This window comes from Rhizobium sp. Root149 (assembly GCF_001427345.1).
GTDB classification, from domain to species: domain Bacteria; phylum Pseudomonadota; class Alphaproteobacteria; order Rhizobiales; family Rhizobiaceae; genus Neorhizobium; species Neorhizobium rhizoryzae.
Genome location: NZ_LMGD01000021.1, coordinates 391,708 through 405,663 on the forward strand (window position 1 = coordinate 391,708; position 13,956 = coordinate 405,663).

Consider the following 13,956-nt stretch of genomic DNA (forward strand, 5'->3'; position numbering starts at 1 on the left):
TTTGTGCGTGAGTGTCAGCGGCGCGGCAGGCTGTAGGCGATGACGTAATCGCCCGGCTTGGTGCCGATCGAACCGTGGCCACCGGCAACCATGACAACGAACTGGCGGCCGTCATCAATCGAATAGGTCATGGGTGTTGCTTGACCGCCTGCGGGCAGACGTGCTTCCCACAGCTGTTCACCCGTCGTGAGATTGTAGGCGCGCAGGTAGTTGTCAACCGCGGCACCGAGGAAGGCGATACCGCCCTTGGTGATCATCGGTCCGCCAATACCCGGAACACCAACCTTGAAGGGCAGAGGAAGCGGCGTCATGTCGTAGACGGTGCCGTTCTTGTGCTTGTAAGCGGTTTTTCCGGTGCGCAGATCGGCGCCTGCGACATAACCCCATGGCGGAGCCTGGCAGGGAATGCCAAGCGGACCGAGGAATGGTCCCATGCGCACGGCGTAGGGAGCGCCATCATTGCGGTTCAATCCCTGTTCGGAACCCTTCTCGTCCTGACCCTTTGGTGGAACCTCTGACCGTGGAACCAGCTGCGAGGTGAAAGCAAGGTATGTCGGCATGCCGAACATCACCATGCGTTCCGGATCAACCGCAACCGAACCCCAGTTGAAGGTGCCGAAATTGCCGGGATAGACCAGCGTTCCCTGCAAGGAAGGCGGCGTATACTGGCCGTCATACTTCAACTGCTTCAACCGGATACGGCACACCATCTGGTCGAACATGGTGACGCCCCACATGTCCTTGCCCTGCAGCGTTGGCGGGCGGAAATTGAGCGCGGAAATCGGCTGCGTCGGCGCCGTGCGATCTTCCGGAATGGCACCGCCCGGCGCTGGCTGCTCCGTGATCGGCAGGATCGGCTCACCATTGCGGCGATCAAGAACGTAGATATCGCCCTGCTTGGTCGGTCCGACAAGCGCTGGCACCATGGCGCCATCCGGCTTGCTGAGGTTCATCAGAACAGGCTGGGCTGGCACGTCCATGTCCCAGAGATCGTGGTGAACGAACTGGCGCATCCAGCGGTCCGCGCCAGTGTTGATATCAAGCGCGACGATGCCCGCCGAATATTTCTCGACGTTCTCGGAGCGGTTCATGCCGAGCTGGTCGGGAACCTGGTTGCCAAGAGGAACGTAGACGAGCCCCAGTTCCTCATCCACGCTGAAGACTGACCAGCTATTGGGCGAGTTGGTGGTGTATTTCTGCCCTTCCGGCAAAGGCTGGGTCTGCGTCGGATTGCCGGAATCCCAGTTCCAGACCAGAGCGCCGCTGTTGACGTCGAAAGCGCGGATGACGCCGGACTGTTCTTGCGTCGAATAGTTGTCGTTGACAGCACCGCCGATGATGATCTTGCCCGCGGCAATGACCGGTGGCGATGTGGAATAGTAGTAGCCTGCCGGATTGTGCGGCATCTTCTGTTCCAGATGCAGGACGCCGTTCTCCGCAAATGAAGGGCAAACCTGGCCGTTTGCCGCGTCCAGTGCGATCAGCCGCGCATCCGATGTCGGAAGATAGACGCGTTCGGCACAGGGTTGACCGGCGGCAATCTGCGGGTCCTTGTAATAGGTCACACCGCGGCAGGTCTGATGCTGGCGGTCGGGATTCAACCCGACATTGGGGTCATATTTCCATTTCTGCTTACCAGTCGTCGCATCAAGAGCGATCGCCCAGTTGTGTGGCGTGCAGAGGTAAAGCGAATTGCCAATCTTGAGCGGGGTTACCTGATAGGTCGTCTCTCCAACATCCTCAGGCAGCTTTACGTCACCTGTCTGGTAGCGCCAGACCTCCTGAAGATCGGCGACGTTTTGAACGTTTATCTGGTCCAGAGGAGAGTACCGCTGCCCATAGGGCGTCCGGCCATACTGGTGCCATTCGCCCGGAGGCACATTGCCACCCAGCGCCGGAGCAGCCGCAATCTTGTCTGTCGGCAAGTTGCCGGAAAGGTCATTGCTGTTCACAAACATGGAAATGACGGCAATGAGAACCGCAAGGCCGACCGATGCGGCAAGCGGTGCGGCACCCGCACTATAGCGATGACCGGTGTTCGGGCTCACAAAGCCGAGCGGCCTGCGGATCCATGGCGTGAGAAGCCACATGCCAGCCACGATGATGACGCCGCCGCGCGGACCAAGTTGCCACCAGTCAAGGCCGACTTCGAGAATGGCCCAGCCCAGAGAACCGAGAATGATGAGGGCGTAGAGCCAAAGGGCTTCTGCGCGGCGAAGAAAAAGCAGGATGGCGGTAACAATGAAGGCGATACCGGTGATGAGGTAGTAGGCACTCCCTCCCAGCATCAGCAGTTGCGCGCCGCCAGCCGCCAGCGCGATCCCGATCAATGTGAACAGGACCGCTGTGATCGTAACAGGCATAACGAAATCCTTGAAAAAAAGGTGCAGAGAAACGAGGCCGAACGACCTCCCGCGCCCGGTGAACTTCAGCTCACGCCAAAAGGTTCCCGAATTTTTCAAAGATGACTGCGGATAAGGGAGATTCTTCGCTAATCGTCCTCACCCAGTTCCAGAAGGATCTGGTGACGCGCCCGGTTCAGCCTGCTCTTGACCGTTCCCACGGCCACGTTGCAAATTTCAGCAGCGGACTCGTAGCTTTCCCCCAGGATTGCAACGAGCGTCAGCACTTCGCGGTAATGCGGAGGAAGCTTCGCCAAGGCACGCTGAACTTCGCGTGCCCGCGTTTGCACTTCCTGGGTCGCTTCCATCGGGCTATCGCCGGAAACACATTCTTCCAGTCCCGGCGCTTCCCGGCCAAGCACCTTGGAGCGGGTGTAGAACGTGTTTCGCATGATGGTGAAAAGCCAGGACTTCAGCTTGGTACCCGGTTCGAACTTGTCGAGATTGGCGAGTGCCTTCATCAGCGTTTCCTGCACAAGATCGTCCGCATCCGTCGGGTTGCGGCAGAATGTGCGTGCAAAGGCGCGCAGCGCTGGAATGAGCCTGACAATATCTGCGCGAGCAGGATCGCGACTCAGCTGTTTATCGGACACCGTTTGAAACCTCTCCAAAACCTGGTGGGGTGGCGGTGGGAAAAGTCGCATCCGTGTATTTTGTTCCGCTAAAATGAGCATATCTCAGGTTGTCCGAAATCGTACAAAAACCTGCGCGTGATAAGCGCTCGCGCTCTGGCGGAACCAAAGCCTCTCTTTGCGGTTGAACTGGCGTTCTGAAGGAGAAGAAGCCGTGGCACCCCGCGCGAACTGGAAAGGCCATCTGACCCTTGGTGATCTGAGCTGTGCGGTCGCTCTCTACACCGCAGCCTCGACATCCGACCGGGTCAGCTTCCACATTATTAACCGCCGCACCGGACACCGTGTGCAGAGACAGATGGTGGATGCCGAAACCGGCAAGCCGGTCGAGCGCGACGACATCGTCAAGGGCTATGAGCTCTCCAGCGGCGACTATGTCCTGCTTGATCCCGACGAAATTGCCGAGGCCGTGCCCGAAAGCGACAAGACGCTTGCCCTTGAAACCTTCATTCCCTGCAATGAGATCGACACCATTTATCTCGATCGGCCTTACTACCTCGCCCCGGCGGACAAGGTATCGGCGGAGGTTTTTGACCTTATCCGGCATGGCTTGGAGGCAAAAAGTGCGGCAGCGCTCGCACGCACGGTGCTGTTTCGACGCCTGCGGACGCTGCTCATTCGACCACACGGCGATGGACTGATCGCCACAACGCTGAACTACGACTACGAAGTCCGATCTGCAAGCGAGGCATTTGCCGACATCAAGGAGTTCAAGATCGAAGGCGAAATGCTGGATCTGGCACAGCATATCATCAATACCAAGCGCGGGAGCTTCGAGCCGGGAGCCTTCGAGGATCGATACGAGAACGCTCTGCAGGAACTCGTGAAAGCGAAGATCGAAGGCCGCAAGCCACCGAAGAAGCCCAAGCCCAAGGAAACGAATGTGGTGAACCTGATGGAAGCGCTTCGCATGAGCGCCGGCCTGAAGGAAAGCGAGAAGAAGCCAAAGCGTAAAGCGTCCAGGGCTGCATCCGACAAGAAGTCACCGAAGCGCGCTGCACGGCCTGCGACCCGGAAAGCGAGCTGACCAATGTCTCTTGCACAATACAACGACAAGCGCGACTTCAAGACCTCTCCGGAGCCACGCGGCAAGAAGGCAAGGCAAGCGGGCAACAGCTTCGTCATCCAGAAACATGCGGCAAGGCGGCTGCATTATGATTTCCGGCTGGAAATGGACGGAGTGCTAAAAAGCTGGGCTGTCACCAAAGGCCCAAGTCTCGTTCCGGGCGAAAAGCGGCTTGCGGTGCATGTCGAGGATCATCCGCTCGATTACGGCACTTTCGAAGGCACGATTCCCGAGGGCCAGTACGGTGCGGGTCAGGTCATTGTCTGGGATCGAGGAACGTGGGAACCGATCGGCGATCTTAAAAAGGCCTATAAAAAGGGTCATCTGGAATTTGCGCTTCACGGAGAAAAGCTGGAGGGCCGCTGGCATCTGGTCCGCATGGCTGGAAAACCGGAAGAGAGCCGTGAGAACTGGCTTCTGATCAAGGCGGAAGATGAGTTTGCCCGAACGGAGACAGACGCCGACATTCTGGAGGAGAGGCCCACCTCCGTGAAGACGGGCCTTGACCTCAAAACCAAGCCGTCGAAAACCCCAACAAGGAAGGCGCCGGAAAAGGCCTCTAAACCTGAAGAGAAAACCGTCGGTATCAAAGGTGCACGGACGGCAGCCATGCCCGACTTTGTCGAACCTCAACTGGCGACACTGGTCAAATCCGCGCCGTCCGGAGAACGCTGGCTGCATGAGGTGAAACTGGACGGCTATCGCCTGCAGGCCCATATCAAAGACGGTGTCGTCAGGCTTTTGACCAGGACCGGTCTCGACTGGACCAAGCGCTTCGGCACGGACATCAACAAGGCGCTTCAAGGCCTCCCCGCTCGTCAGGCGATCATCGATGGCGAAGTGGCCGTAGAATCCGGCAGTGGCGCAACGGACTTTTCACTGCTGCAGCAGGACTTGAGCGAAGGACGGTCAGAACGCTTTGTCTTTCATCTGTTCGATCTCCTCTATCTTGACGGACAGGATTTGACCAAGGCGCGGCTGATGGATCGCAAGGCGGCATTGGAACGACTGCTGAACGAGTGCCCTGCCAATCTGCGCTACAGCGAACATTTTAGGGATGAAGGCGGGCTGGTTCTCAAGCACGCCTGTCGCCTGAGTCTCGAAGGCATAATTTCGAAGCTCGCGAACGCTCCGTACAAAAGCGGTCGCGGACGGGACTGGGTCAAATCCAAATGCTCCGCCCGCCAGGAATTCGTCATCGCAGGCTATGTGCCATCCACGGTCTCGAAGTCAGCCATCGGCTCTTTGGTCATGGGTTACTACGAGGATGGCGTCTTGCAACATGCAGGCCGGGTAGGAACCGGCTTTTCGACCGCATCGGCGCGCTCCCTGTTCAAGACACTTGCGCCGCTTGAGACCGAACGGGCGCCGTTCGAGACAAAACTGACCGCAGATGAACGCCGCAATGTAGTCTTCGTCGAACCAAAGCTGGTAGCCGAGGTGGAGTTTCGCGGCTGGACGGCAGATGCCCATCTGCGGCACGCATCGTTTCGGGGCCTGCGGGAGGACAAGCAGGCAACCGCGGTCGTGCGGGAAACAGGGCCTGACCGGGACAAGGACAACACAACTCGCGACGTCCAGCGCAGCGTCAAGCTCACGCATCCGGATCGCATCTACTGGCCGGATGCCGGGGTCACCAAAGCAGGCCTCGCAGATTATTACGCCGAGGTATGGCCTTTCATAGCACCCTTCGTGGTCAATCGTCCGCTGTCTCTGGTTCGGGGCCCGGATGGCATCACCAAGCCTCTGTTCTTCCAGAAGCATGGATGGAAAGGCATGACAAAGAATGCGAAACTGGTGATCGATCCCGCCGACGAAAAAGGAGAGCAGAACATCACCATCCGAGATCTCGATGGGCTGCTCGGTCTTGTGCAGGGCGGAACGCTCGAAATTCATCCGTGGGGTTCCAGTGTTTCCGATTGGGAGCGCCCCGACATGGTCATCATTGATCTGGATCCCGGCGAGGGTACAGACTGGCAGGCGGTCATGACAGCAGCCGGAGAAGTGCGCTCGAGGTTTGCAGATATGGGCCTCACCGGTTTCCTGAAGACATCCGGCGGCAAGGGTCTCCACATCGTTGCTCCGGTAAAGCCGAAAGCAATATGGCCGACGGTAAAGGCCGCCATGAAAGCCCTCGCTGATGCCATGGCGGGAGACAGTCCAGACCTCTATGTGTCGACCGTGACAAAGTCCAAGCGCAAGGGAAAGATCCTGATCGACTATCTGCGAAACGGCCGTGGCGCGACTGCCGTTGCCCCCTATTCGACCCGTGCCAGACCGGGCGCGCCCGTTTCCATGCCGATTGACTGGAATGAGCTTGGCCAAGGAATAGGCCCGGCCCATTTTACAGTTGAGAACGCAAGCGCCCGATTGAACGCACTCCGTCAGGACCCTTGGGCAGATTTCCGAAAGGCGGAAGCGCCGATTAACCATCGCCCCGACAAAAAGTAGTATTCACTTCCCCTTGGCGCGGCGCTCGTCGTCAAGGCTCTTCTTCAGCGCGCTCATGATGTCAACAACGTTGTCGGAGCGCTTCGCACCGGATTTCGAGGGCGTAGCTCGCGTCTTCTTGCTCTTCTTTCGGCGCTTGATGATATCGAGCAGCTTGTCCTGAACCGGATCGTCCGCCATGGCAGGATCCCATTTCTCAATGCGTTCGCCGATCAGTTTCTTGATGAGCGACAAGTGCTGAGCATCGGATTTTCCGGGCTGTGCCAGCTGATAATAGGCGTCCGCATCTCGCACTTCATCGCCATATCGAAGCGTCCAGACAATGATGCCCTTCCCGTCCGGCACCAGCATCACAGCACGCTCCCGGCGATACATGACAAGCCGCGCAATACCAACCATGCCGGTGGCAGCCATGGCTTCACGGATGACGGAGAATGCCTCCTCGCCGACCTTGTCGTCCGGCGCCAGAAAATGCGGACGGTCATACCAGATCCAGCCGATCTCACCGGAGGGAACGAAGGCTTCGATGTCTATCGTGCGAGTACTTTCGAGACCGACATCATCCAGCTCTTCGTCCTCGAACAGCACATAGTCGTCTTCGCTCCGTTCGAACCCCTTCACCTGATCATCGTCATCGACCGGCTTGCCGGTGACGCCGTCGACATATTGCGACAAGACTCGATTGTGCGTTTTGGCGTTGAGATTGTGAAATCGCACCTTTCCACTTTCTGAAACGGCTGGCGCCATCGTCACCCGGCAGGTCACGAGCGAAAGTTTGAGATAGCCTTTCCAGAAAACATGCGGCGCCACGGCGTTTCCTTCTTTGAATACCGGAACTCCCGACATTAACCGCCGGGATAGCTGTCGGTTCCGTCGTTGCGACCAGTCATCTCGCAGACGGAACAAATGAACAGGACTATCCGTTTGCGAAGCAGATCGAACACACGAAATCTGTTTCACGGAAAGGCGGAGAAAATGAGCATCGTTGGCACTCAGGTCATCGCGGAAGGCAGCGGCAATGCCGGCTATACGGTTGAATTCGTCGGAGATAACGGCGACGTCGTCTCGGTAACTCTTCGCTCGGATACCGATGGAATCAACCGTAACAACGCTGTTTCAAAGGCAAAGGAATTTCTGAGCCGGATTGTCGAAAGCGACGCCCTGCCGGACAAAATGGTTGAAGGAGAGCGCAAGCAGGCTCAATCTTCGACCATGGCGACAGATAATCGCCCCTCCAAGGCAGCCCAGGAAGAGCAGTTGAACGAAGGTCTGGAAGACACATTCCCGGCAAGCGACCCCGTTTCAGCAACCATCACGTCCATTCCGGGCCGCGATCGGACCCACTGATCGTCCCAACGTAAATCGATACCTCCCTGCAACGCCCGCTGCCATAGACGTCAGCGGGCGCCTCTCTGTGCACTGCACAACCTTGACAAGGATGCAGGATCAGGGCTTTCCCTCTTACTTGAGAGATCACTGATAATCTCTTGCTGGAAAGCCGAGAGGTCAGGATGAAGAAAGTGACAGGCAATACCAATCAGGAAGAAGCGCAGCGTCTTCGAACAGTCGGACCGAAGATCGCCGACCTTTTGAGTGAGATTGAGAAGGAGGCAGTGCCGGAGCGGCTGATGGACCTTGCGCATGAGCTGCAACGCGCACTTGCTGAAAAGCTCGATAACCAAGACTGATGATGTCTTGATCTTTCCGATGGATCGGCTCGATACCCCGTCGTGGGTAGTCCGCTGAGAAAATTCTCTCCCAAGCCGTGGAACCTGGCCTGCATCGGCCTGTTAGGAGGCCGCCAGCTTTGAGGCACTCACAACCACGAGCGGAGAGAAACACATGGCAACGAAGACGCTTGACGACCTCTTTCATGAAACACTGAAAGACATCTACTATGCCGAGCGAAAAATCTCGAAGACCCTTCCAAAGATGGCACGCGGCGCCCAGAACGAGCAGTTGAAGCAGGCCTTTCTCGACCACAAAGAGGAAACCGATGGCCAGATCGAGCGCCTTCAACAGGTATTCGAACTGATTGGAAAGCGGGCACGCGGCAAGACCTGCGATGCAATCGAAGGCATCATTTCCGAGGGCGAAGAAATCCTTGAAGAGTTCAAGGGAACCCCGGCATTGGATGCGGGACTTCTGGCAGCTGCCCAGGCAGTCGAGCATTATGAGATTGCGCGCTACGGCACCCTCTGTGCCTGGGCAAAACAGCTTGGCCTTGACGAAGCCGCGCAGCTGCTTTCCGAAACGTTGAAGGAAGAAAGTGCGACAGACGAAAAGCTGAGCAAGCTCGCACAGACAACGCTGAACTCGGCTGCGAAGAAAGCGGCCTGAGCCTCGTTGGGCCGACCGGTTTGGTCGGCCCAAAGCTTTCGATCTGATCAGACCGCGGGACGAGACCCTTCCGGCTTGACTGCAATCATCTGACCGTTGAGTTCCTGACGGCGGAAGACGATCCGGCGCAGCGTGTCGGTTTCGCGCAAGGCATGTAGCCGCGCAGCTTTAAGTGCAAGAGAATAGGACGGATAGGAAGCGGAAGCCTTACCGTCGATCACGTAGATCCAGCCCGAGGAATGCGGAATGATATCAAAGCATTTTTCCATCGATTGAGCCCTCCCAAGCTCGGCTCCCAAACTGCCGACATCCACATAAGTTCCCGCCTTCTAAAAAATTAATTTTTAGCCTTGCCAGTTTTCGATGCAGTGCACAAAATCAACCTGGACGTGGAACCTATTCGATTTTGCTAACGTTACCGGTGTTGGGCGAATGGAGAGGAATATGGCGGACTCCGAAAGTTGGATAAAGCAGCGTGCATATGAGCTGTGGGAGGCCGACGGCCAGCCCCACGGAAAACATGACGAGCACTGGGCTCAGGCCCGCGCAGAATATGAGGCCCGTGAAAAAAGCAACGGGAAGGCGCCTGCAAAGCGTAAGGCAAGCGCTGGTTCCGCAGAAGAGAAGCCGTCCGCGTCGAAGGGTAATTCAACAAAGCCTCGGGCAGAAAAACCTGCGATAAGGAATTCCGACGCAGGCAAGTTCGATGAAGCAAAGCCTGTGGACAAAAAACGAGTTTCCCTGAAAAAGGCAGAAGCAAAGGCGGTTTCGAAAATCGCCGCTGCAAAGCCCGCGGTCGACGCGAACCCGGTTCGAAAGCCGCGCAAATCTCAACCCGCCTGATTTAGCTCAGGCCGGTCGTTCCCCGTTCATATCTTTGTGCCGTCGCACGCGTTGCGGCGGACGATCCCGTATTGCATCTGGACGTATCAATCGAAAATGCGCGCGTCGAAACTCATTCTAATTTTCTCCAACCATTGGAACGCGGCTTCATTTCGCGCGGTTCGGCCCGATGAAAGCGTTTGTGCGGACCGACCGATGCGTGAAGGAAGGACATCGACATGATGAACGCGCCAGTCAATTTCGAAAACAGATTTCGGCGTGATGAAATCATTGAAAAGTCGAGGTATTCCCGCGCAAGGATGAAAGAATTAGAGCCGATGAAAGTGCTTTCCGTGACGTCCGAAATGTACCCCCTCATCAAGACCGGGGGTCTGGCGGACGTTACGGGTTCTCTTCCCAAAGCTTTGGCAAACTGCGCGATACAGACGACGACGATGCTTCCCGGCTACCCTTCCGTTCTTGCCAAGCTGCCGGACCTCCTTCCGCTCACGAGCTTCGAGGACCTGCTTGGCCAGCGTGCTACGCTGTTTCGCGCTGAGCATGAGGGTCTGGACCTTCTAATCCTTGACTGCCCTACCCTCTATGATCGTGACGGCGGCCCCTATATCAACGGAGCGGGAGAAGATCATCACGACAACTGGTTGCGATTTGCAGTCCTGTCCAAGGCTGCAGCCAATGTGGCCAATGGAGCACTTCCGGGTTGGCAACCGGATCTTGTCCACACGCATGACTGGCAGAGCGCACTGACCTCCGTTTACATGCGGGAGGCGGGATGCGACGTGCCGGTCGTTCTGACGATCCATAATCTCGCTTTTCAGGGCCAATATGGTGCCGATCGTCTCCCGGCGCTGGATCTGCCGCCACATCTGTTCAACACCAATTGCCTCGAATATTTCGGCGATATCAGCTATCTCAAGGGTGGCCTGCAAACGTCGGACATGATTACGACCGTCAGTCCAACCTATGCCCGGGAGATCCTGACCAGCCGCTTCGGCATGGGGCTGGATGGCGTGCTCAATCAGCGCGTGATGTCCTTGCGTGGCATCGTAAACGGCATCGATATGGATATCTGGAACCCTTCAACGGATCCGTTTCTGCCAAGGAATTTCGATTCCACCAGCCTGAAGCGCAAACGCGAGAACCGGGCACCACTTCTGGAGCGTTTTGGGCTGGAACAGGGCGATGGGCCTGTTTTCTCGGCGATCACCCGGCTGACCTGGCAAAAAGGCATGGACATGTTCGCGGAAGCGGCGGACGAGGTGCTGTACCAGGGCGGCAGGATTATCGTTTTCGGCCAGGGCGATCACGAGATCGAACGTATTCTGAGGTGTACCGCAGACCGGTTTCCGGGAAGGATGGCCGTGCACACCGGCTATGACGAGCCGACAGCCCATCTCATCCAGGGTGGGTCGGATGCTATCGTTCAACCGTCTCGGTTTGAACCCTGTGGCCTGACACAGCTGTACGCGCTCCGCTATGGCTGCGTGCCAGTCGTTTCCCGCACTGGCGGGCTATCGGAGACGATCATCGATGCAAACGACGCCGCCATGTCGGCGCGGGTTGCAACCGGCTTCCAGTTCCATCCGGTCAATACGGATGGCTTGCGACTGGCCTTGCGTCGTGCGCTCGATACGTACGGAGATACGCGCAACTGGGCGCGGTTGCAGCATCAGGGCATGAAGACGCACTTTTCATGGGAACGGAGCGCCGAGAAATACGCGGCCATTTACAATAACCTGCTGGCTCGACGGCAGGAGGCGACAGATCAGCGGCGATATCGATGAAACCGATCTGATGGCATGCAAAAAGCTGGCGCGATGCCAGCTTTTTTATTGGCCTTGCTCTGACAACTCTTCAGCAAAAGGCCGGGACAAGCCCGGCCCTTTGCCACTTTGCGGATCACTTAACCGCGTCGGAACACGGCAAGGCTTCGACCTTCCAGTTCGTAGTCTTCGTCCTGATCGATCTCTTGCCCTCGGATTGAAGGATCCGCCGTCGTCAGTTCGAGGATCCAGCGCCCCTTGTTCAGCGGCGGGATCTTGAAGGGTACTGTTCCTTCAAAGGGATTGAACAGCATCAGCACATCCGACCAGATGCCTGACTGTCCCTCCAGATCGCGACGGCCAAGATGCAGGCCAAGCGTTGTGCCCTCCAGCCATTGCTCCGGCTGCTGGTAGCCCCCGCCAGCGTTGAACCAGTTCACCTCCATTCCATCGCGCCAGCTTTCGCGGCGGAAGATCGGCTGCTTGTGACGAAGCGCAATGATCTGCTTCGTGAACTTGCGAAGGGACTCGTTCGTGTCCGGCAGGCCTTCCCACTGCAGCCAGGAGATCTCGCTGTCCTGGCAATAGCCGTTGTTATTGCCCATCTGGCTTCGGCCGAATTCGTCACCGGCTAACAGCATCGGCGTGCCGTGCGAAAGCAGGAGCGTGGCGATGAAGTTGCGCTTCTGACGCTCACGGACAGCGTTGATGCCCTCATCTTCCGTCGGGCCTTCCGCACCGTAGTTGTAGCTGCGGTTGTCATTGTGGCCGTCGTTGTTGTCCTCGCCGTTCGCGTCGTTGTGCTTCTCGTTGTAGGAAACAAGATCGTTGAGCGTGAAACCGTCATGCGCTGCAAGGAAGTTGACGCTCGACCACGGACGGCGGCCCCTGAGGTCGTAGATATCGCCGGAACCAAGCAGACGAGCGGCGAAATCAGGTGCAGTATTCTGGTCACCCTTCCAGTATTCGCGGGTCGTATCGCGATACTTGTCGTTCCATTCTGCCCAGCCGGGTGGGAAGCCACCAACCTGATAGCCGCCCGGACCGATATCCCACGGCTCGCCGATCAACTTGACCTTGGAGAGGATGGGGCACTGGGTGATGGCATCGAAAAACCCACCGCGCTCATCGAACCCTTCGGGCTCACGCCCGAGAATGGTCCCGAGATCGAAGCGGAACCCGTCGACATGCATGTGCTCGACCCAGTAGCGCAGCGAATCCATGATCATCTGCAATACGCGCGGGTGGGAGGTGTTCACCGTGTTTCCGGTGCCGGTATCATTGATATAGTAGCGATGATTGTCCGGCAGGGTGCGGTAATAGGAGAAGTTATCGATGCCCTTGAAGGAGAGCGTCGGACCAAGCTCATTGCCTTCCGCCGTGTGGTTGTAGACCACATCCAGAATGACCTCGATGCCGGCATCGTGGAAGCTTCGCACCATGTCGCGGAAGCCCTGTATGCCTTTCGGGCCGTAGTAACGGGAGGCAGGCGCAAAGAAGCCGATCGAATTGTAGCCCCAGAAGTTCTTTAGGCCCTTGTCGAGAAGGTGCTGATCGTCAGGAAATTCATGGACTGGCAAGAGCTCGACGGAGGTGATGCCAAGGCTCTTGATGTAGTCCACCGTAGCCTTGTGTCCCATGCCCTCATAGGTGCCGCGCAGATCCTGCGGGATGGCCGGGTTGAGCTGCGTAAAGCCCTTCACATGCGTTTCATAAATGATCGCGGACGGCCAGGGGACATTTGGACGGTTGTCGCCTTCCCAGTCGATGGCGTAGGGATCGATCACCCGGCACTTCGGCGTGAACGGCGCACTGTCGCGCTCGTCGAAGGTAAGATCCTTGTCGTCGTGATAAATATCGTAGGCGAAATGGGCGTCGTTCCACTCGTACGTGCCGAAGAGCTCCTTTGCATAGGGGTCGAGCAGAAGCTTGTTCGGGTTGAACCGGTGGCCATTTTCCGGGTCGTAGGGGCCGTGCACACGGTAGCCATAGAGCTGGCCCGGCTTGAGGCCAGGCACATAGCCATGCCAGATCTCATGTGTGTTCTCAGGCAGGGTCAACCGTGCGATTTCGGTTTTGCCGGTGGGATCGAACAGGCAGAGCTCCACGCGCTCCGCATGCGCTGAAAACAGCGCAAAGTTCGTTCCCTGACCGTCAAACGTGGCACCCCGTTCCAGCCAAGTGCCAGATTCGATCGTAAAATTATGTGACTTCGTGTCCATACCGCACCCTGCTGTTGCTTTGCACAATCAAAAGCGCGAGATGGTTTTTCGTTCCCGTTTGCCTTGCGAAATCTGGGCGGCATTATGGCTTCGGTGTCGTCGTCATGCCCTGGTTATTGCTTTGGGAGTCTCCGCCCGTGCCCGATTGAGGGGTAGGATCCCGCTCGGCAGGTGCGGTCCCCTGCCCTTTTGTTGTTACGGGATCCGTATCGCTGCGCGTGTTTTGCTGATCAGAAT

At 57.4% G+C, this 13,956-nt stretch carries 12 protein-coding genes; 7 read left to right on the top strand and 5 right to left on the bottom strand.

The features are described 5' to 3' along the window. Positions 1 to 14: 14 nt before the first annotated feature. Together ASD54_RS17310 and ASD54_RS17315 are read right to left on the bottom strand one after the other, a co-directional pair. The gene (locus ASD54_RS17310; protein ID WP_062555981.1) at positions 15 to 2,363 is read right to left on the bottom strand and encodes a glucose/quinate/shikimate family membrane-bound PQQ-dependent dehydrogenase; all 2,349 of its coding nucleotides are present in this window, start codon (positions 2,361 to 2,363) and stop codon (positions 15 to 17) included. A gap of 128 nt (positions 2,364 to 2,491) precedes the next feature. Further along, positions 2,492 to 2,995: a sigma-70 family RNA polymerase sigma factor gene (locus tag ASD54_RS17315; RefSeq protein ID WP_244484784.1), complete on the bottom strand. Its 504-nt coding sequence runs from the start codon at positions 2,993 to 2,995 to the stop codon at positions 2,492 to 2,494. A 193-nt stretch (positions 2,996 to 3,188) separates the two neighbouring features. On the opposite strand from ASD54_RS17315, the gene ASD54_RS17320 reads away from it, so the two are divergent. Continuing rightward, on the top strand, positions 3,189 to 4,061 hold the full coding sequence (locus ASD54_RS17320) for a Ku protein (protein WP_062555853.1): 873 nt from the start codon (positions 3,189 to 3,191) through the stop codon (positions 4,059 to 4,061). Between the two features lie 3 nt (positions 4,062 to 4,064). Continuing rightward, complete coding sequence (gene ligD / locus ASD54_RS17325) at positions 4,065 to 6,551, top strand: DNA ligase D (RefSeq protein ID WP_062555854.1); 2,487 nt, start codon at positions 4,065 to 4,067, stop codon at positions 6,549 to 6,551. 3 nt (positions 6,552 to 6,554) lie between these two features. Here ligD and ASD54_RS17330 read toward each other — a convergent pair whose 3' ends face one another. Continuing rightward, positions 6,555 to 7,361, bottom strand: a complete 807-nt coding sequence (locus ASD54_RS17330; protein ID WP_062555983.1) for a Ku protein — start codon at positions 7,359 to 7,361, stop codon at positions 6,555 to 6,557. 165 nt (positions 7,362 to 7,526) lie between these two features. On the opposite strand from ASD54_RS17330, the gene ASD54_RS17335 reads away from it, so the two are divergent. The 3 genes from ASD54_RS17335 (at position 7,527) to ASD54_RS17340 (ending at position 8,891) form a co-directional block, all read left to right on the top strand. Beyond that, positions 7,527 to 7,898: a hypothetical protein gene (locus ASD54_RS17335; protein ID WP_062555855.1), complete on the top strand. Its 372-nt coding sequence runs from the start codon at positions 7,527 to 7,529 to the stop codon at positions 7,896 to 7,898. Positions 7,899 to 8,062: 164 nt separating this feature from the next. After that, positions 8,063 to 8,239 carry a hypothetical protein gene (locus tag ASD54_RS26665; protein ID WP_156379266.1) on the top strand — a complete coding sequence of 59 codons (177 nt, stop codon included), beginning with the start codon at positions 8,063 to 8,065 and terminating at the stop codon, positions 8,237 to 8,239. Positions 8,240 to 8,393: 154 nt separating this feature from the next. Further along, positions 8,394 to 8,891, top strand: a complete 498-nt coding sequence (locus ASD54_RS17340; protein ID WP_062555856.1) for a ferritin-like domain-containing protein — start codon at positions 8,394 to 8,396, stop codon at positions 8,889 to 8,891. Between the two features lie 47 nt (positions 8,892 to 8,938). Here the strand turns inward: ASD54_RS17340 and ASD54_RS17345 are convergent, their stop codons facing one another. Then, positions 8,939 to 9,160 carry a hypothetical protein gene (locus ASD54_RS17345; RefSeq protein ID WP_062555857.1) on the bottom strand — a complete coding sequence of 74 codons (222 nt, stop codon included), beginning with the start codon at positions 9,158 to 9,160 and terminating at the stop codon, positions 8,939 to 8,941. A gap of 94 nt (positions 9,161 to 9,254) precedes the next feature. Between ASD54_RS17345 and ASD54_RS17350 the strand changes: the two genes are divergently transcribed. Further along, positions 9,255 to 9,734 (top strand): DUF2934 domain-containing protein, encoded by a 480-nt coding sequence (locus tag ASD54_RS17350; RefSeq protein WP_082547259.1) that lies wholly within the window; start codon positions 9,255 to 9,257, stop codon positions 9,732 to 9,734. Between the two features lie 317 nt (positions 9,735 to 10,051). After that, positions 10,052 to 11,518, top strand: a complete 1,467-nt coding sequence (glgA, locus tag ASD54_RS17355) for a glycogen synthase GlgA (protein ID WP_062555984.1) — start codon at positions 10,052 to 10,054, stop codon at positions 11,516 to 11,518. A 119-nt stretch (positions 11,519 to 11,637) separates the two neighbouring features. On the opposite strand, the gene glgX is transcribed toward glgA, so the two are convergent. Next, entirely contained in the window at positions 11,638 to 13,719 is a 2,082-nt protein-coding gene (glgX, locus tag ASD54_RS17360) for a glycogen debranching protein GlgX (RefSeq protein ID WP_062555859.1), read from the bottom strand. Positions 13,720 to 13,956: the final 237 nt, after the last annotated feature.

Bases quoted from the DNA above. Each gene is read 5' to 3' on its own strand.
- ASD54_RS17340 (WP_062555856.1), top strand. From the start codon at position 8,394: ATGGCAACGAAGACGCTTGACGACCTCTTTCATGAAACACTGAAAGAC.
- glgX (WP_062555859.1), bottom strand. From the start codon at position 13,719: ATGGACACGAAGTCACATAATTTTACGATCGAATCTGGCACTTGGCTG.
- ASD54_RS26665 (WP_156379266.1), top strand. From the start codon at position 8,063: ATGAAGAAAGTGACAGGCAATACCAATCAGGAAGAAGCGCAGCGTCTT.
- ASD54_RS17335 (WP_062555855.1), top strand. From the start codon at position 7,527: ATGAGCATCGTTGGCACTCAGGTCATCGCGGAAGGCAGCGGCAATGCC.
- ASD54_RS17310 (WP_062555981.1), bottom strand. From the start codon at position 2,363: ATGCCTGTTACGATCACAGCGGTCCTGTTCACATTGATCGGGATCGCG.
- ligD (WP_062555854.1), top strand. From the start codon at position 4,065: ATGTCTCTTGCACAATACAACGACAAGCGCGACTTCAAGACCTCTCCG.
- glgA (WP_062555984.1), top strand. From the start codon at position 10,052: ATGAAAGTGCTTTCCGTGACGTCCGAAATGTACCCCCTCATCAAGACC.
- ASD54_RS17345 (WP_062555857.1), bottom strand. From the start codon at position 9,160: ATGGAAAAATGCTTTGATATCATTCCGCATTCCTCGGGCTGGATCTAC.
- ASD54_RS17350 (WP_082547259.1), top strand. From the start codon at position 9,255: ATGCAGTGCACAAAATCAACCTGGACGTGGAACCTATTCGATTTTGCT.